Below are 18,160 nucleotides of genomic sequence, written 5' to 3' on the forward strand. Positions count from 1 at the left end.
CATCGTCGCAGTAAGCTGGGTATTCCGGTGGATTCTCATGCGCAACGGCTGGTTAAACGAGATATTATTAAATCTCGGTCTCGAACCGCAATTGTTTCTGCAATCGCCGCGTCAGGCGCTTATTCTCATTACATTAACGATGATATGGCAAAGCACCGGCTTTCAAATGCTTATCTTTATGACAGGGCTTGAAGCGATACCGCGCATGTATTATGAAGCGGCGGCTATCGATGGCGCAAGCGCATGGCGGAAATTCCGTCATATTACGCTTCCGCTGCTTAATCCCGTCATCGTTTTTTCGGCTGTCATTGGCGTTATCTCTTATTTGCAATCATTCGGACAGGTGCTGAGCATGACAAATGGAGGACCGCTAAATGCGACAACGACGATGGTGCTCCATATTTACAATTTAGCGTTTCAGCAGTTTAAGATGGGCAGCGCCGCAGCTGCTACAGTTATTTTGTTCGTCGTCATTTTGGTGCTTACGCTGCTTCAATTAAAAGTGTTGAACAAAAAAGTAGAATATTGATGGGAGGACGAATCAGTGAGCACACAAAGCGTTTACAAAACACAGAAAAACGCCAAGTCCCCCGCAGAGAGGCTGCGCACGCTTGTCATTTATTTTCTGCTAACGCTCGGCGTCGGCATCATGCTGTTTCCGTTTTTATGGATGGTCGCTACCTCCTTCAAGCTTCCTCAGGACGTTTACAATCTTCGCTTAATTCCTGAGACGATAACCTTTGACAACTACGCTGCCATATTCAAGAAGGCTCCTTTCGCACAATGGATCAAAAATACGCTCATCATCTCTCTGATTGCAACCTCTACTGTTCTAATCTTCGATACAGCGGCAGGGTACGTGCTCGCCAAATTTTCATTCGTCGGTAAACAGCTCATTTTTCTGCTCATAATCAGCACCTTAATGGTTCCAACAGAGATGCTCATCATCCCCTGGTATTTAATTGCGAATGAATTAGGCTGGTCCGATACTTATTGGGGCGTGCTGTTTCCCGGCATTATTACGGCCTTCGGCATCTTTCTTATGAGGCAGTTTATGGACTCCATTCCTTCCGATTTGCTGGATGCGGCTCGCATTGATGGACTTAATGAATGGCGTATTCTGCTGCATATCGCCATCCCACTAGTGAAGCCAGCTATTATCACTTTAATAATTCTTACCTTTATCGGGAACTGGAACCAGTTCATCTGGCCGCTCATCGTGCTGCAAACGGAGGAGAAATTCACACTGCCCGTCGGGATTGTTTATTTTTCCAGCGAGCTGAAGGATACAAGCAATTGGATTTTAATTATGGCAGGAACAACGATTTCAATCGCTCCGCTTATTGTTATTTTTCTTATTTTCCAGAAGCAAATCATTCGTGGAATTGCGCTTAGCGGCATGAAATAAACAGGAGGTGATCCAGATGAGCGAGCCTAATCGCAGAATGATTTTAAATTTGTTTCTACACAATGCGGGCGCTCACAAAGGAGCTTGGCGTCATGCAAGCACGAAGCTGGATGAAATTCATGACGTCAATCATTTCCTGCGGATCGCCAAAAAAGCGGAAGCCGCCCGGATAGACTCCCTATTTATCGCGGACGGTCTGTCGATTGAGGCAAAAGCAGTCCAGCATGGTCCGATCTTCGGCTTCGAACCACTCACATTGTTATCTGCAATCGCGACCGTAACGGAGCGAATCGGCCTTATTGCTACCGTTTCTACAAGCTTCACCGAGCCCTATAACACAGCTAGAATATTCGCCTCGCTTGATCATATAAGCGGCGGACGAGCTGGTTGGAACATTGTAACTACTGGCGTAGAACGTACAGCCTTCAACTTTGGGCTGGAGCAATTGCCAGCTCATACAGAACGTTACGAGCGAGCGCGGGAATTCACAGAGGTCGTGCTCAAATTGTGGAGCAGCTGGGAAGCCGATGCGCTCGTTCAAGACAAAACATCCGGAGTGTATGCCGACGTCAACAAGGTTCATGATATTCAGCATCAGGGAGATTATTATTCCGTACGCGGTGCGCTTAATATGATGCGTCCTCCACAGGGAAGACCTCTGCTTATCCAGGCCGGAGCCTCAGAGGATGGCAGAAATTTAGCTGCTCAATATGCCGAGCTTATATTCACCGTCCAAAACTCATTTGAAGACGCGCAGTCGTTTTATCAAGACATCAAAGAAAGAACTGTCAAAGCCGGACGTTCCCCGCATGATATTAAAGTATTGCCGGGCATTCATGTTATTGTTGGTGAAACGGAGGCTGAAGCTCGTGACATTGCGAGAGAGCTGCAGCAGCTCGGTTCAATAGAACGTACCGTCATGTCTCTTTCCAATTTGCTTGGCATCGATTTTTCGGGATATGCACTGGATGATCCTTTTCCGAAGCTGCCTGATATGGGCCAAGTTAATGCGTATCAAACCTTCTATCAGATGGTCAAAAAGATTGTTGATAATGAACAGCTGACACTCCGGGAACTGCTCGAGAAATATTGGGTAGGCAACGGTCAGCTAAGCATTGCTGGAACAGCTAACCAAGTAGCTGATATTATGGAGCATTGGTTCGTAAATGGTGCTGCTGATGGCTTTAGCGTTATGCCTCAGCTGGCATTTGGCGGTATTGATGCCTTTCTGGAACTAGTCGTTCCTGAGCTGCAAAGGCGAGGATTATTTCCTAGCGAGTATGCTGGACAAAGTTTGCGTGAAAACCTCGGCTTCAGTCCGTTGTAATTTATTAAGATGTGGAGGCTGCTCACATAACGAATACGAGCGATTTACATTACCCCAATGAACATCTGCTGGCAGACGCTCATTGGCTTAAAAACCATTACCAAGAGCCGAACATCGTTTTATTAGATGTCAGAGCCCGCGGATATGAATCAGGTCACATTCCAGGGGCGTACTGGCTAGACGCCAAAGCATTAAAGGATAGCTCACGCTGCACTTTTGCTGCCGCGGATGCTCTTGCTTATTTGCTTGAAAATGTTGGCGTCAGCAATGATTCAACTATCATCGTCTATGATGATGGAGGCGGAGTGTTAGCGGCGCGCGTCTTTTATGTGCTGGAGTATTATGGTCTGAAGGATCAAGTGAAGCTATTGAATGGCGGTTTCGCAGCGTGGACAGCGGCAGGCTATGAGACAACAATAGATTTGCCGCTGCCCTCTAAAGGAACACTGACGTTATCTGCCCATTCAGAGCTGGTTGCCACGAAAGCATCTATCCAAGCTGGGCTCGATAATTGCCTTCTTGTCGATACACGTTCCGCTCTAGAATACACCGGAGCTGATCAACGCTCGAATCGTAAGGGCGGGCATATTTCTGGCGCAGTTCATAAAGAGTGGAACGATTCCCTAGAAGGGGCAGATCAAGATGGCGTCGTGCGTTTCAAAGCTTATCGAGATTTAAAGCAGCAATTTGATGGTCTTGGCATTGACCCTGCAAAAACAATCGTGCCTTATTGCCAGACAAATCAACGCGGAGCGCATACTTATTTTACTTTACGACTAATGGGCTATCCTCATATCCGCCCCTATGAAGGCTCTTGGGATGAATGGGGCAACGACGAGTTTACCGAAGTGAGCCAATCGAACGCCTCATGCTCTAGCTTATCTAACTCGTAAGCTTGCAAGAAAAAGAGCTGTGCAACGGTCATTGCAGACCATGCACAGCTCTTTTTGCCACCCAATATTTTACTCGGCTTTTTCTTTCTCCTCAGGAGGCAGCAGGATAATTTTTCCTTCTCCAAGCTCTACACGCAGCTTATTCGAGTTTTTCACACCGATGGATTCCAAATAGTTGGAAGGCACCTGCAATCGGCCCGCTTTATCAAGCACCGCATATTCTACGTGCGTGCCTTCCTCATCCTCCTGCTCAAGCTCCGCCAGCTCTTCCGCATATGAACGTTTGCGCAGCATTTCGGATGAAATCTTGCCGTCTCGGATGGCCGCTACACGATCTACCTTCTTCGCAAGCTCTGGATCATGTGTAACGATAACAACGGTAATGCCAATCGTACGATTCAGTTCACGGAATAAGTCCAAAATCTGATTAGCCATTCGCGAGTCTACCGACCCCGTAGGCTCATCCGCAAGCAGCAGCTTAGGATGATTGGCGAGCGCAATGGCGATTGCGACCCGCTGCTGTTCTCCCCCTGATAACTCATATAGCTTATTTGAAGCACGGTGGCTTAAGCCAACGGCGTCAAGCAGCTCCTTTGCTCTCCAGCGCTTGCGGCTGCCTGTTAGCAAAATAGGCAGCTCTACATTTTCAAGCGCGGTTAAATAAGGAATCAAGTTTCTCGCATTATTTTGCCAGACGAAACCTACGCTCTCTCGCTTGTACCGAACGAAGTCGCGTTCCTTAAACTTCAGCATATCTCTTCCGTCAACGGTCAGCTTCCCCGCCGTCGGACGGTCAAGCCCGCCAAGCATATTCAGCAGCGTTGATTTGCCGCTGCCGCTGTTGCCTATGATGGCCATCAGCTCGCCGCTTTCAATTTGAAGATCGAGGCCTTGCAGGGCGAATACCTCTAGGTCGGCTGTTTTGTATATTTTGACAAGCCCTTCGCAATGAATCATCCGTCAATCCTCCCCTAGCTTGATCGCTTGATGAATACGCAGCTTCGATAGCATATAAGCTAATATGCCAAGTCCGATGACCAACATAAAGCCGACAAGAACATAGATCCGTATTAAATCCGTTGCATCGAACATGACCTTGAATGGCGGTACAAGGCTGCTTGGATTGAACGCAATTTGGAAGTTAGGCACATACAATCGACTCGCGATGTTTCCGACACCTATTCCAATAAGAACGGCAACGCCCGATGTTAACAGCTGCTCAACCCCAAGCATGCCGATGAGCTGTCTCAGCGATAGGCCAATCGCGCGCAAAATACCATTTTGCAAGGTCCGGCCTCGGAGTGATAGTACCCAATATAATAGAAACCCGATAAAGCTAACAAGAATCGACAAGACAAAACCTAAAGTCAAAATACCGTTTAGTGCCATGAGGAACGGATCGTTTTTGGCAGTGACCAGCTTCTCTCTTGTATTGACAATATTCGTAATCGGAAGCTTCGATTCCTTAAGCCCCTCATAAAACTCGGAAGTGCTCACCTCCGGCTTTAGCTTAAGCCATACGTCGTAAGGTTCAAGTGCAAGCTGAACTTGAATACGCGGCAAATGGCCGACGATCAGCATCGGAGCTCGGCCACCCGATGTATCTTTATCTTCACTAACATTTACGCTGCCTACAGCAGGGTTCGGATTAAAGGTTGGGAAATAATTAATGATGCCATACACCTTAAACGGCTGCTGCGGTACATCGCTCCAGCCTACCCAAATCGTGTCGCCAGGCTTCACTTTGTTCTGATCGGCTAACGTCCGCGATATGAGAACAGCCTGCGGATCTGCTGCAAGCAGGTTCAAATAATCATTAAGCGGATAGTCAAGCAAGCTGTCACGGAACCACGTTGTTTCACCAAACTCATCGGAATCAATACCAATTAATGTTGCAGGGCCATTGCTTTCATTTACGCTAAAGGCTACTTCTTTCTTGAATACTTTAGCTGCATGCTCTACACCTTTGAGTGCTTTAAAGGGCTCGAATGCCGGCTCCAAGTAATGGACTGGCGCGAGCATAGCTAAATCCTGCGCCGGCGTTGACGGTGCTCCCGGAGGTGGAGGCGGCGGTGCATCGTTCATCCATTGTGTAGTCAATACGACCTCTGCGCCATTGCCATACCTGATTCGATCCTCTGTGTTATTGTTGATCGTTCTTGCCGCTGAAGCGCTAAATACGCCGGTAGCAATCGTCATAATAAGAAAAATCATTAAAAACTGATATTGCGAACTGGAGCGTCCAACCTGAATTAATGTTGCATATACGGAAGGCGGCCACCATTTCTTGCCGATCCAATAGATGAGTCTAAGAACCCAAGGGTACAAACGAAGCAAGAGCAAACCCGCACCCATAATAAACAAAGCAGGAATAACAAATTGCAACGGATCGATGTTTAGATCATCCGCATTTAAACCTAAGCTTTGCAAATCAGCAAGCCTTTTCCGGAATGTGTATAAGCCATAAATAGCTAACGCTAATGCAATCACATCAAGGAACATTTTGTGCCATAACGGTGATTTCAAAAGTCTAGCCAGCTGCTGCTTATGACCAACAATAGAAACGCGAGTAGCCATAATGATAGGAATCATCATAATGACAAAACAAACGCCGGAGGCAATCGCTCCATAACGGAAAGACTCGTCCGTAAGTTTGACAGGCAGCCGAACGCGCTGTACAAATTCAAGGAAACCATTGGATGCACCAAGCATCTCGGTTAGGATGACGCCAAGCAAGGGACCCACACCAAAGGCGATGCCGCATAAAATAATGCCTTCCACTGCATAAGAGCTAATAACCTGCCAACGTGCAGCTCCTCTGCTTCGCAGAACAGCAATCTCATTTTTTTGCCGATCCGCAATTAGATTGGATACCATGAACATGTAGAACCCGAGCATAATCAAAACAGGAACATTAAGCGACCACATGAGCGTCTTCAACTGTTCTGCACGTACCATGTATTTCGAAATCGTATCCAGAGCCGGTGTTTCCGAGACGGCTTGATACATCGTTACATTATTAAGCATAACGTTGCGAATTTTATTTGTTGTCTGAATGAAGCCATCTACCAAGCTTAGCTCAAGCTTAGAATAATCCAATACAAAAAACCAACCAACGGACGCTACCGGAATCCGGCTTTCCTGCATGAGCTGCTGCTTAGCGAGTTTATCACTAATGACAAAGCTTGAGCTTAGCTCACTTAGATCCGTATCTCTAAAATAGGGGTCGTCATCCTGCGTTTTCTTGAACACGCCTACCGGCTTAAATGCTATTTCCCCGGCAATTTTATCGTCGTTCACATAAAACTTTGAATCCAGTACTGTTTTGAACTGAACCAGGCTTCGTTCTGTAACAAGCACCTCATAAACGCCATCAACTGGCTGCTGCTCAGCCGGCATTCTGCCGTCCGTCAGCGTAATATGCTCTTCAAGATCACTGAAGGAGCGCAGCGACATCGTCTTGAGATTTTTTTTCGTATCTGGCTCTGGATCATTCTCCGGCCTGATCTTCATTGATCTGGATTGGAAATCAACGATAAGCTCCTGCACCGGTATGCCAAAGTTGGATTGTGCTTGCTCACGTATGTAGCGATCTACTTTTGTATAAATCTTATTTACTTGCTCCGGTGTTTCTTTCGTGTAAAAAAGTTTATTGTATTGATTGCCGGGATATATCCCCCGCTCGCTCTGCATAGTCTCTAAATCCTTGACCAGCATCCTCGATAAAATGGCTTCCGAATAAATTGGCATGCTGCTTACCAAGGCTACGGACATGACTAAGCCTATAAACAAGCTCCCGACCAACCACTTATTTTGCACCATTTTACGAATAATCATAATAAACAAAGCCACTTCAAAACCTCCCAAGCGTAAACGGCTCATAACCTTCCTATGAAGCTAGTTGATGGTTATCAATCGTTCTATACAGACTCATTATTGAAGTACAACAATCGCGCCTTCTTCCAAGCCCTTCGTAATTTCAATTTCCGTCGAGCCTTTTATGCCCGTTTCGACATCAATCTCACGAATTTTATTGCCATCCTCAAGCGTTCTTACGAATGTTCTGCCAAGGAAGCTGCGCACGCCACTGCGTGGAATTTTGAGTACATCATCACGCTGCTGCAAAATAATTTTGACATCAGCAAACGCTCCGATTGTGGCGTTTCCAGGCACTTTCGGCACTTCAATAAATAATGTTTTGGAGTAACGATCTTGAAGCTGCTGGTTCAGCGTTGAAGGAGCCGATGATGGTGTCTGTACGACTTTCCCTTTCACTTCTTCAGACCCGAAGGTAACCATTGCTGGGAAACCAACATCAACGCTGCTAATTTCCGCACCTGATTCAACTCGGAGCGCTAGACGCAGCTGTGATGGATCGGATATGACAACAAGCGTTTGATAAGCCTCAACAAAATCGCCTTCCTTCAGATCCTCTACGAAAGTTACTTGGCCGTTCATTTCGGCAACAAGCTGCTTGCTGTTAAAGGTCGCCGTCAAACGATCCAGCTTTAACTGTTCAATATCCATTTGCAGCTTAGCGATATCGATCGCATCATTGTCACCGCCTAATTTGGCCTGTTTAAATGAAAGCTTAGCTTTGGCATGGGCGAGCTGCTGTTCCTTTAATTGAATGTCCAGTCCATCTACATTAAGCTGAACCAAGACATCTCCTTTCTTCACCTGCGCTCCCGAGGTAACCATCATCTTCGCAATACGGCCGCCTTGTCCTTTAAACTGTGCAATCTCCGATTGCGTTGACTCCAGGCTTCCGCTTCCTTTAATTTCTTGTGTAATTGTCCCCTTCTCGACCGTTACCGTGCGGTAATTCTCTTGCGCCGGCTTAACAAGAGGAGGTTTTAAGGCTGCCTCCTCGGCAGGAAGCAAGGAGCACCCTGTTAGTGAAGCGCTAAGAAGCAGCGCGAATGACCAGCCGAGTATCGGCTTAAGCTTTTGCGACAATTTGTCCATCCTCCAATTCATAAACATGGTCAACAATTTCCATTATTGCAGGATCATGTGTCGTCATGATGATTGTCATTCCTGCCATTTCTACCAAATCACGAAACACTTTCATAATTTGCAAGCCTGTGCGGCTATCCAGTTCAGCTGTAGGCTCGTCTGCCAAAAGAAGCTTCGGCTTATGGGCAATTGCCCGTGCTATTGCTGTTCGCTGCTGCTCTCCGCCCGATAGCTCGAATGGCCGATGATGCATGCGGCTTTTTAAGCCAACCTGCTCTAAAGCGTTAATCGCTGCTTCCTTGCGGCCGTTTGCCGCCATACCTGAAACTCTTAATATAAACTCCACGTTCTCATAGGCGGACATCAGAGGAATGAGTGCAAAGGATTGAAAAATAAGCCCCATTTCCTTGCGGCGTACCATATCTCTCTCATGATTCGACATCGCCGTCAAATCGCGTCCAGCAAACGTAATATTCCCTTCGGTCGGACGGTCCAGTGCGCTTAGCAAATTAATAAGCGTCGTTTTTCCAGAACCTGATCTCCCTTTAAATGCAATAAGCTTGCCGGATGGTATCGACAAATCGACACCTTTTAGTACGGTAACTGCACCGTTTCCACGTCCAAATGTTCTTTTTAAAGCGCTTGCATGAATAATATCATGCGTGATAGGCAGCATCTAGTAATAGACCTCCATTTCCAATAAATCGATTACCCTTGTATCTTTTTCCATTTTAACCTTGTCCATCTTGTTGCACAAGAAATAAAAAACCTAACAAACTCAAAATTAAGAGGTTGATAGGTTCACTAGTTTCTAAATATCAAGTTTTAAGAAAAAAATGACTGCGGTAACCGTGACTATACTTAAAATAGTAGAAACAAAAACAGATTGCGAGGCAAACTCTGGCTCGTTGTCGAACTCTACAGCGAGCAGCACACTGCTGAGTGAAGTGGGGACGGCTGATGAAACGATGAGGGCAGCTGCCGTCAGCTTGTCGAGTCCCGTCAGCTTGTCGAGTCCCATCAGCCAGACGATCAGCCACGCAAGCAAAGGACCGGCAATCAGTCTGAGTATGCCCGATATGCTGACATCAATGAGGAGTGAGCGCTTTATTTTCCACTCCATATTGCCCAGCTGTACGCCTAGTGTAATAAGCGCTGTACCGATAAACGCTGCTGATAAGTAACCGATCGGTGTAGCTATAGGCTGCGGGATGGGAACGTCGAACCCTCTGAGCAGGAAGGCAAGCGGGATGACATATATAATCGGCATTGAGATAATTGTCCGCCAAATCGCCCGCATATCGGCTTTGTGCGCGTTGACGTTATATATGCCATACGTGTTCGGTATAAGAGATTGCATCATCATTATTAATAGCTGAATAGCGAATGTTTTCTCGTTGCCTGCAAAAGCCAGCTGATTGAGCGGTATGCCGTAATTTGCGCTGTTGTAGAACAATACACTGTTGCGCATCGCGCTTTTCATACTTGGCTGATACCCTCTTATTCTAATAACCAGCTCAACGATAATATACTGCGTAACCAAAAACAGCACAAAAAACAATAAAATTTTCCCTATTACTTGGGCAGAAATGTCCGTTTTATATAGGAGGTCGAACATAATAGCGGGTGAAAATAAATAAAAATTCAGCTTCGATAACGTTTTAATATCCAGCTTGAACGCTCTTTGAATAATAATGCCAAGCCCAATCATGATGACCATCGGAAGCACGTTTGTCATTAAAATGTGAAAGAAAATATTCATCGCTGCATCTGCTTCTTTCTATTATATAGTTTGAAAAATGATAGTATCGGAAATGGCCATGACTGCGACTAAGATCGCATCCTCATTTTAATAGGTTCATGCTTGATAAGGCAAGCATTCATGTGACGCTCGCTGTTGTGACTAAGCGGTTGATCTTCAGTGATTGGCTGTGACTTGCTGTGACTAGCTGTGATTTGTGTGAATCTGCGACTTATGTGACTTGCTGTGATGTGCGATGCTGCAAATCGTTTCACATGCCCATCCATTCGGCGAATCAGCCATTTCCCTCTAAGCCGTGAGTCAGCTGAAATAGATCTAGAAACTAGTTCTATTCCCATAATATCAGCTTGTATCGTGTGAAAAAGACTAGAAACTAGTGTTATCCGTAAGTAACTCGCCCCATATCCCCGCCAAAGTACTAAATCAGCAAAAATAAAACTAGGAACTAGTTCTATTTCCATCAAATTATCTTGTTTCGTGCAAATAAGACTAGAAACTAGTCTTATCCGTAATTAAATCGCCCCACTATACACATCTAAACACCAAATCAGCAAAAATAGAACTAGAAACTAGTTCTATTTCCATCAAATTAGGTGACGTACAATAGTTTGTGTACCAAGTTTTGGAGTCTATTCAAAACACAAAAAAGTAGGGTATCCTCGGGATTGCTGAGATCACCAAGAAGGAGCCCTACTCGATGAATACTATACCCGAAAATGCATTCAATGATCTACTTGAAAATACTGTTACAAAACTGCTACAAGAAAAACTAGAGCTGCTTTTGCGAGAAGAGATTAAAAATTACATGAAAGTGGAGCAGCCCCACTTGCGCAATACTCGTAATGGTAACTACAAACGAACGTTCCAAACGAGATACGGAATAATCAACGAACTTCATGTGCCACGAGATCGCAAAGGATCATTTCAAACACGTTTATTTCAGCCCTATCAGCGTAGGGAAGGCTGGCTAGAGGAAGCCATTATTCACATGTACAAAGGCGGAATGAGCACAAGAGAAGTCGCTAAATTCGTAGAGAGCATGTTTGGAACACACTACTCGCCGACAACCATTAGTAATATTACTCARACGGTTATGGAAGACATCGAACAGTGGCAGAATCGTCCGCTAGAGAAGCGTTACTCCGTTATCTATTTAGATGGTCTCTATGTCAAACTCAAGCGCAACACGGTCAGCAGTGAGGCCGTTTATTTAGTCATGGGAATTGACGAGAACGGAACTCGCCAAATTCTAGGCTTTTATGTCGGTGGACACGAAAGCTCTAATGGCTGGCGAGAGGTGCTTAAAGACCTGAAGCAACGTGGTGCAACGGATGTGCTCCTCGGGGTCTTTGACGGTTTACCAGGCTTGGAAGAAGCGTTTCGCGAAATTTACCCTAAAGCCGACGTCCAGCATTGCGTCGTTCATAAGGTACGAGCTACTTTTCCAAAAATTCGTGTGTCGGATAAAACCGAGTTTCTGGAAGATTTAAAGCAAGTATACACGGCAATCGATGGAGACGTCGCACGCGCTGTATTTGAGAATTTTAAAGAGAAATGGAGCAAGCAGTACCCTAAAGAGGTGAAATCCTGGGAAGTGCAGCTCCCAACGCTTTTAACTTTTTACAAATACCCAACGTTGACATGGCCCGCCATCTACACAACCAATCCCATTGAACGTATGAATAAGGAACTTCGTAAACGGTTGAAACCTATGAATAGCCTAACGAATATTGAAGCTGCGGAGAAGATTATTTACTTACAAGCACTCGACTACAATGAAAAATGGTGTGGCAGAGCCATACGCGGGTTTGTAGATGCCGATACAAAGGCTTCATTTGAAGAGATGTACACCAAGCGATATGGAAAGGCCTTACCCGAACAATCAATAATGGTCTAATGTTCCGATGGATAATCTTACTACACAAACTTCTTGACGCTACCAATTTTAGCCAATTATTTTAAAATAACGGATCCTATGTCCCTAAGCTAGCTTCAAAAGTTACTTTTCAAATCAACAGCTTCGTGCTTCTCCATTTATCCTTGTGCTTTACCATCCGTCCTCTCCACTCCCGAATCACCGTACCGAAATCCCTCCAAAACAGCTCCCTGCTACAAATCCCCCTCTTATCCCGATAAAGCAAAAAAAGCTCACCTAGACCAAGTCTAGAGAGCTTTCCTGCTATTTATAAAATCCTATGTCAATTACAAGCCACTTCCGCAGCGTATAACTTCCTTTATCTAAAATAGTCTGCTTACCCTTTAAGCTGAGCAACAAAATCGCCGATTTGTTTAAGTCCCGCTTCACGCGTATCAGCATCATTCAGCAGTGGAATGGCATCTTCTATCGTACGCACAATTGCACTGCCCACGATCACGCCGTCACATTGTTTTTCAAAGCGAGCAACCTGCTCACGGCTTGAAATGCCAAAGCCTACTGCGATTGGCAAATCGGTCGCTTCGCGAACCATCGAGAGGAATTCATCAATACCTGTATGAAAATCAGCTCTCACGCCTGTTACGCCAAGCGATGAAACGCAGTAGACAAATCCTTTTGCTTTGCGTGAAATACGAGTAACCCGATCCTTGGATGTCGGTGCCACAAGAGGAATAAGATGTACATTAGCTGCTTCCGCAAGCTGCCTAACCTCTTCATCTTCTTCGATTGGCAAGTCAGGAATAATAAGACCACTGATGCCTTTGCTCTGTACAAGCTCGAAAAACGCTTCAAGCCCATATTGAAACACCGGATTGTAATAAGTGAACAATATGAATGGAATTTTAACGCCGGCCTCACGCGATTGTTCAGCTATTTCAATACAATCCTTGATTGTAATGCTGTTATGGCGCAATGCTCGCTCAGATGCACGCTGGATAACAGGACCATCCGCTAGCGGGTCGGAATAAGGTACGCCAAGCTCGATCATGTCAGCGCCTGCCTTCTCGAGCGTTTGGATGATAGCAACCGAAGTGGCTAGATCAGGATCACCCATCGTAACAAAAGGAATTAGCGCCGTTTTGCCTTCAGACTTCAGCCTTGCAAATGCTGTATCAATGAGATTCATGCTTATTTACCCCCAAGTAACCCATAATTGCTTCTACGTCCTTATCTCCACGTCCGGATAAGCTGACAACGACGACTTTGTCTTTATCAAGCGTAGGCGCAAGCTTAATCGTCTGAGCAATCGCATGTGCTGATTCCAGTGCTGGAATAATGCCTTCTGTGCGCGATAGCAGCTGCAACGCATCAAGCGCCTCGGCATCCGATACAGGAACGTATTCAGCACGTCCGGAATCTTTCAAGTAGGCATGCTCTGGTCCAATACCAGGATAATCAAGTCCCGCTGAAATCGAATGCGCAGGTTGAACCTGTCCATACTCATCCTGCAGCACATAGCTCATCGAGCCCTGGAATACACCGTGACGTCCTTTGGTCATTGTTGCCGCATGCTCAATCGTATCTACACCGCGGCCAGCAGCCTCAACGCCAAGCAGCTTCACGCTGTCATCATTGATAAATGGATAGAAAATCCCCATTGCGTTGCTTCCACCGCCAACAGCTGCTACAACATAATCCGGCAATCGGCCTTCTTCAGTCAATATTTGCTTACGAGCCTCGTCGCCAATGATACGCTGGAAATCACGAACCATCATCGGATAAGGATGCGGGCCTGTAACTGAACCCAAAATGTAATACGTATCTTCAACATGGCTAACCCAGTAACGAAGGGTTTCGTTACATGCATCTTTAAGTGTTCTTGTTCCTGATAGAACTGGCACAACTTCAGAGCCAAGCAGCTGCATCCGGAAAACATTAAGCTGCTGACGCTTCATATCTTCCTCGCCCATAAATACTTTGCATTCTAGACCAAGCAAAGCAGCTATCGTTGCAGAAGCAACGCCATGTTGTCCTGCGCCTGTTTCTGCAATGATTTTTGATTTACCCATACGTTTGGCAAGTACGCCTTGACCAATCGTATTATTAATTTTATGTGCACCTGTATGGTTCAGGTCTTCACGTTTTAAGTAGATTTTTGCGCCGCCAAGATGCTCGCTAAGTCGTTCTGCATAGTATAGTGAAGTCGGACGACCTGAGTATTTATGCAACAAGTAAGTAACCTCGTCTTGAAACGCTTGGTCCTTGGAATAATGCTGATAAGCTTCCTCTAGCTCTAATAATGCTGTCATTAATGTTTCTGGCACATATCTACCGCCAAATTTGCCGAAGCGTCCATTCTCATCTGGTACTTGTGTCATGCTTCCATCACCCTTCTTACAAATAATCGGATTTTCTCGATATCTTTTCGTCCATCCGTCTCAACACCGCTTGATACATCTATCCCGTTTGGCGCATATGTCTTTAGCAGCTCTTGCACATTTCCTTCATGCAGACCACCTGCTACATACAGAGTAATGCCAAGCTCTTCAGCTGCTTGCTTATACTCTTTTATCGCTTCCCAATCGAAGGTTTGACCCGTGCCGCCGCCAGGTGCGTCTATCAGTACGGCATCAATAGCTGCTCGGTATGGCGTTAACTGCTCTAGAGCAGACATTGGCGTGCTGCCCTCGGCATCCTTTTTCATGGAAAATACTTTCCATACTTGTACGTTCAGCTGCTCACGCACCATTTGGCAAAACGCTGCCGATTCATTGCCATGCAATTGAATCACATCTAAAGGAGCTTCTAACAAAAGATTTTGCAGATTAGCAAAGGTTTCATTTACGAATACGCCAACCGTTCTCGGGCGCTCACCGCCAGCTGCCTTTAACTTCGCAGCCGCTGATATAAGCTGCGATGCAGTCGACGTTTCCACCAATCGCTTGCTGGGTGCAAAGATGAAGCCGATTTCGTGAATAGGCAATCCATCCATCTGCTGAATCGTTTGCAGATCCATCAGACCACAAATTTTGATACGCGTCTGCTGCTTCATCGAACGGTTACCGCACCCATTAAATCAGTAACCGATTGTCCTACTTGCTCATGCCGCATAAAATATTCACCAATCAATACACCATGAGCGCCGATTGACTTTAAGTAATCCATATCGCTATTACCCGCAATTCCGCTCTCACTAATGACAGTAACATTTTTCGGCATAAGTCCGATTAACTCTTCGGTCGTTTTTAGATCGGTAACGAATGTTTTCAAATCGCGGTTATTTATGCCGATGAGYGTTGCTTTGTCCAGCTCCAGAACGCCTTCCAGCTCTTCTTTGTTGTGCACTTCTACGAGCACATCCATCCCAATCGACTTCGCAAGATCATGAAACTCACCTAGCTGCGTTGGCGTCATAATAGCTGCGATGAGCAAGATTGCGTCCGCTCCGATTAAGCGGGCCTCATAAATTTGACGATGGTCAATCGTAAAATCTTTTCTTAATAGAGGTACCTTTACCGTATTTTTCACGGCCTGCAGAAATTCATTAGATCCTTGAAAGTAATCACGATCCGTCAACACTGAAATACAATCCGTACCAGCTGCTTCATATTGTGCAGCAAGCATGGTTGGCTCAAAATCAGCACGAATCAGCCCTTTTGATGGCGACGCCTTCTTTACCTCGGCAATCAGTCCCATACTTCTGTTGCGGCCAGCTGCCGATAATGCATGTTCAAAGCCGCGGCATGCTTCCATCTCCGAAATTTGTTTCTCCACTTGCGCAAGGTCAAAGCGAGCCGCTAGCTCCTCAACCTCAGTTCGTTTTGTAGCTACAATTTTATCCAGAAACATTTGCCAACTCTCCTGTCGTATGAATAAGACTCACGAGCTTCCGCTGCGCCTCGCCTGAATCGATCACCTTGGCAGCAATCTCTGCACCCTCGCGAAGCGATTGTGCCTTCCCGCCTACATATATACATGCACCCGCGTTGGCAAGCACGATATCACGATAAGCCCCGCGCTGCTCGCCTGAGAAAATAGAACGAATAAGTGCTGCGTTAACTTCCGGCTCACCACCCATAACATCCGCAATCGGCCAACGTGTTAGTCCAAGCTCCTCTGGCGTAACATCGTAGGTTTTCACATCACCGTTTAATAGCTCAGATATTTGTGTTGGTGCAGAGATGCTAATTTCATCAAGCCCATCATGACTGCTTACAACCATTGCACGTTTCAGTCCAAGCTCACCGAGCACCTCGGCAACTGTAGAGGTGCGGCTCCGATCGTAGAATCCAAGAAGCTGTCTATCTGCTCCAGCTGGATTTGTGAGCGGTCCAAGCATGTTGAAGATTGTTCGAATACCAAGCTCACGCCGCGGAGCAGCAGCATGGCGAAGCGATGGATGATACAACTGAGCAAACATAAAGCAAATGCCGATATCCTCCAAGCATTGTGCGGCTTGTTCAGGAGTTATCGTAATTTGTACGCCTAGTGCCTCCAGTACATCAGCACTACCCGTTTTCCCAGACATCGCGCGATTGCCATGCTTGGCAACTCGGATGCCTGCCGCCGCAGCAATAATGGAGGAAGCTGTTGAGATGTTGAATTTATGAATACCTGATCCTCCGGTGCCACATGTATCGAGCAAACCTTCTTGTTCGGTATGGAGATGGCTCGAATGCGCGCGCATCGCCTCAGCGAACCCGGTTATCTCGTCCTTCGTCTCGCCTTTCATCCGCAGCGCAGTTACGACGCCAGCTATTTGAACAGCTGTTGCTTCGCCGTTCATGATGATGTTCATCACCATTTCTGCTTGCTGCCTCGTCAAACTTGAGCCGCCAATAAGCTGGTTCAGCGCTTGCTGCATCGTTATCGCTTCGGTTGCCTGCATTATTGACCAATCCCCTCTCCGACCTTGACGTAATAATCCGAGTTAATGGAATTGAAGGAATCCGGTGCACTTTTTGGCTGTGCAAAAATCGCTTCAGCCGCACGAATGGCTTTAAGACTGCCTTTCGCCTTGTTGACCGTCTCCAAAAATTCGCTCTCCGGAACAGAATCCCAAACGATTCCAGCTCCTGCTTGTACATACGCTTTGCCGTTCTTAAAAATAATGGTACGGATCGTAATACAAGTATCCATTGTACCGCCAAAGCCCAAGTATCCAATAGCGCCTGCATATGCGCCGCGTGCTTCATTCTCCAGCTCCGCAATGATTTCCATTGCTCTTAATTTAGGTGCGCCAGATACAGTGCCTGCTGGTAAACAAGAGACAAATGCGTCAAAAAAGTCTTTATCCTTGTGCAGCTTGCCAGAAACGTTCGATACAATATGCATGACATGGGAGTAACGCTCAATTTCCATAAACGAATCACATGTTACCGAACCAAACTCCGATACGCGTCCGATGTCATTGCGGCCTAGATCAACCAGCATCAAATGCTCAGCGCGCTCTTTCTCGTCCGCAAGCAGTTCTACCTCGTAAGCCTTATCCTCTTCCGGCGTCTTGCCGCGCGGCCTTGTTCCCGCAATCGGTCTTGTCTCCACGCGGTCGCCCGTTACTTTCACTAGCGCTTCCGGCGAAGCGCCGACAATAACTTCCTCGCCCATTTTCAAATAATACATATACGGTGAAGGATTCATCATGCGGAGCACGCGATATACATGCAATGGATCAACATCTGTATCAATGCTAAAACGCTGTGACAATACGACTTGGAAAATGTCACCTGCGCGAATGTATTGCTTCGCCTTCTCAATGTTTCCGATGAATTGCTCCTTCGTCACATTGGATTGTACATCACCTAGCTCGTAATCAACTTCAATTGAGCGTCCAGATGTTACAGGAATCGTCACCGGCTGCTGCAAACGTTCAATAGTTGCTTCAATTTTGGCAACTGCCGCTGCATAGCTCTTCGCGATTTCCGCATCCGTAGAG

At 46.2% G+C, this 18,160-nt stretch carries 16 protein-coding genes; 5 read left to right on the forward strand and 11 right to left on the reverse strand.

The features are described from left to right. The 4 genes from AC1DSE_RS14055 to AC1DSE_RS14070 all read left to right on the forward strand — a co-directional run. A partial coding sequence (locus AC1DSE_RS14055; protein WP_477527806.1) for a carbohydrate ABC transporter permease occupies positions 1-529 on the forward strand: 529 nt, incomplete at its 5' end. A gap of 15 nt (positions 530-544) precedes the next feature. After that, complete coding sequence (locus AC1DSE_RS14060) at positions 545-1,408, forward strand: carbohydrate ABC transporter permease (RefSeq protein ID WP_477512513.1); 864 nt, start codon at positions 545-547, stop codon at positions 1,406-1,408. A 16-nt stretch (positions 1,409-1,424) separates the two neighbouring features. Continuing rightward, on the forward strand, positions 1,425-2,735 hold the full coding sequence (locus tag AC1DSE_RS14065) for an LLM class flavin-dependent oxidoreductase (RefSeq protein ID WP_477512512.1): 1,311 nt from the start codon (positions 1,425-1,427) through the stop codon (positions 2,733-2,735). An 11-nt stretch (positions 2,736-2,746) separates the two neighbouring features. Next, the gene (locus tag AC1DSE_RS14070; RefSeq protein WP_477512511.1) at positions 2,747-3,628 is read left to right on the forward strand and encodes a sulfurtransferase; all 882 of its coding nucleotides are present in this window, start codon (positions 2,747-2,749) and stop codon (positions 3,626-3,628) included. 69 nt (positions 3,629-3,697) lie between these two features. Here the strand turns inward: AC1DSE_RS14070 and AC1DSE_RS14075 are convergent, their stop codons facing one another. The 5 genes from AC1DSE_RS14075 to AC1DSE_RS14095 form a co-directional block, all read right to left on the reverse strand. After that, positions 3,698-4,585 (reverse strand): ABC transporter ATP-binding protein, encoded by an 888-nt coding sequence (locus AC1DSE_RS14075; protein ID WP_076269010.1) that lies wholly within the window; start codon positions 4,583-4,585, stop codon positions 3,698-3,700. Positions 4,586-4,588: 3 nt separating this feature from the next. Beyond that, positions 4,589-7,480, reverse strand: a complete 2,892-nt coding sequence (locus AC1DSE_RS14080) for an ABC transporter permease (protein ID WP_477512510.1) — start codon at positions 7,478-7,480, stop codon at positions 4,589-4,591. 81 nt (positions 7,481-7,561) lie between these two features. Then, positions 7,562-8,587, reverse strand: a complete 1,026-nt coding sequence (locus AC1DSE_RS14085) for an efflux RND transporter periplasmic adaptor subunit (RefSeq protein ID WP_339204697.1) — start codon at positions 8,585-8,587, stop codon at positions 7,562-7,564. Beyond that, on the reverse strand, positions 8,571-9,263 hold the full coding sequence (locus tag AC1DSE_RS14090; RefSeq protein WP_441959150.1) for an ABC transporter ATP-binding protein: 693 nt from the start codon (positions 9,261-9,263) through the stop codon (positions 8,571-8,573). Before AC1DSE_RS14090 ends, AC1DSE_RS14085 begins: the two co-directional genes overlap by 17 nt. 135 nt (positions 9,264-9,398) lie before the next feature. After that, positions 9,399-10,349 (reverse strand): AEC family transporter, encoded by a 951-nt coding sequence (locus tag AC1DSE_RS14095; protein ID WP_477527807.1) that lies wholly within the window; start codon positions 10,347-10,349, stop codon positions 9,399-9,401. A gap of 697 nt (positions 10,350-11,046) precedes the next feature. Between AC1DSE_RS14095 and AC1DSE_RS14100 the strand changes: the two genes are divergently transcribed. Next, on the forward strand, positions 11,047-12,246 hold the full coding sequence (locus AC1DSE_RS14100; RefSeq protein ID WP_477513025.1) for an IS256 family transposase: 1,200 nt from the start codon (positions 11,047-11,049) through the stop codon (positions 12,244-12,246). A gap of 355 nt (positions 12,247-12,601) precedes the next feature. On the opposite strand, the gene trpA is transcribed toward AC1DSE_RS14100, so the two are convergent. From trpA to AC1DSE_RS14130, 6 genes are all read right to left on the reverse strand, one after another. Further along, a complete protein-coding gene (trpA, locus tag AC1DSE_RS14105) occupies positions 12,602-13,411 on the reverse strand; it encodes a tryptophan synthase subunit alpha (RefSeq protein WP_477510559.1) in 810 nt (269 codons plus the stop codon). After that, entirely contained in the window at positions 13,398-14,603 is a 1,206-nt protein-coding gene (gene trpB, locus AC1DSE_RS14110) for a tryptophan synthase subunit beta (protein ID WP_477510558.1), read from the reverse strand. Before trpB ends, trpA begins: the two co-directional genes overlap by 14 nt. Then, on the reverse strand, positions 14,600-15,277 hold the full coding sequence (locus AC1DSE_RS14115; protein ID WP_477510557.1) for a phosphoribosylanthranilate isomerase: 678 nt from the start codon (positions 15,275-15,277) through the stop codon (positions 14,600-14,602). Before AC1DSE_RS14115 ends, trpB begins: the two co-directional genes overlap by 4 nt. Then, the gene (gene trpC, locus AC1DSE_RS14120; protein ID WP_477510556.1) at positions 15,274-16,074 is read right to left on the reverse strand and encodes an indole-3-glycerol phosphate synthase TrpC; all 801 of its coding nucleotides are present in this window, start codon (positions 16,072-16,074) and stop codon (positions 15,274-15,276) included. Before trpC ends, AC1DSE_RS14115 begins: the two co-directional genes overlap by 4 nt. Then, on the reverse strand, positions 16,061-17,113 hold the full coding sequence (gene trpD, locus AC1DSE_RS14125) for an anthranilate phosphoribosyltransferase (RefSeq protein WP_477510555.1): 1,053 nt from the start codon (positions 17,111-17,113) through the stop codon (positions 16,061-16,063). Before trpD ends, trpC begins: the two co-directional genes overlap by 14 nt. Beyond that, on the reverse strand, positions 17,113-18,160 hold a 1,048-nt coding region (locus AC1DSE_RS14130), incomplete at its 5' end, for an anthranilate synthase component I family protein (protein WP_477527808.1). The genes AC1DSE_RS14130 and trpD, both read right to left, overlap by 1 nt.

This window comes from Paenibacillus sp. 01L418, from assembly GCF_056400045.1.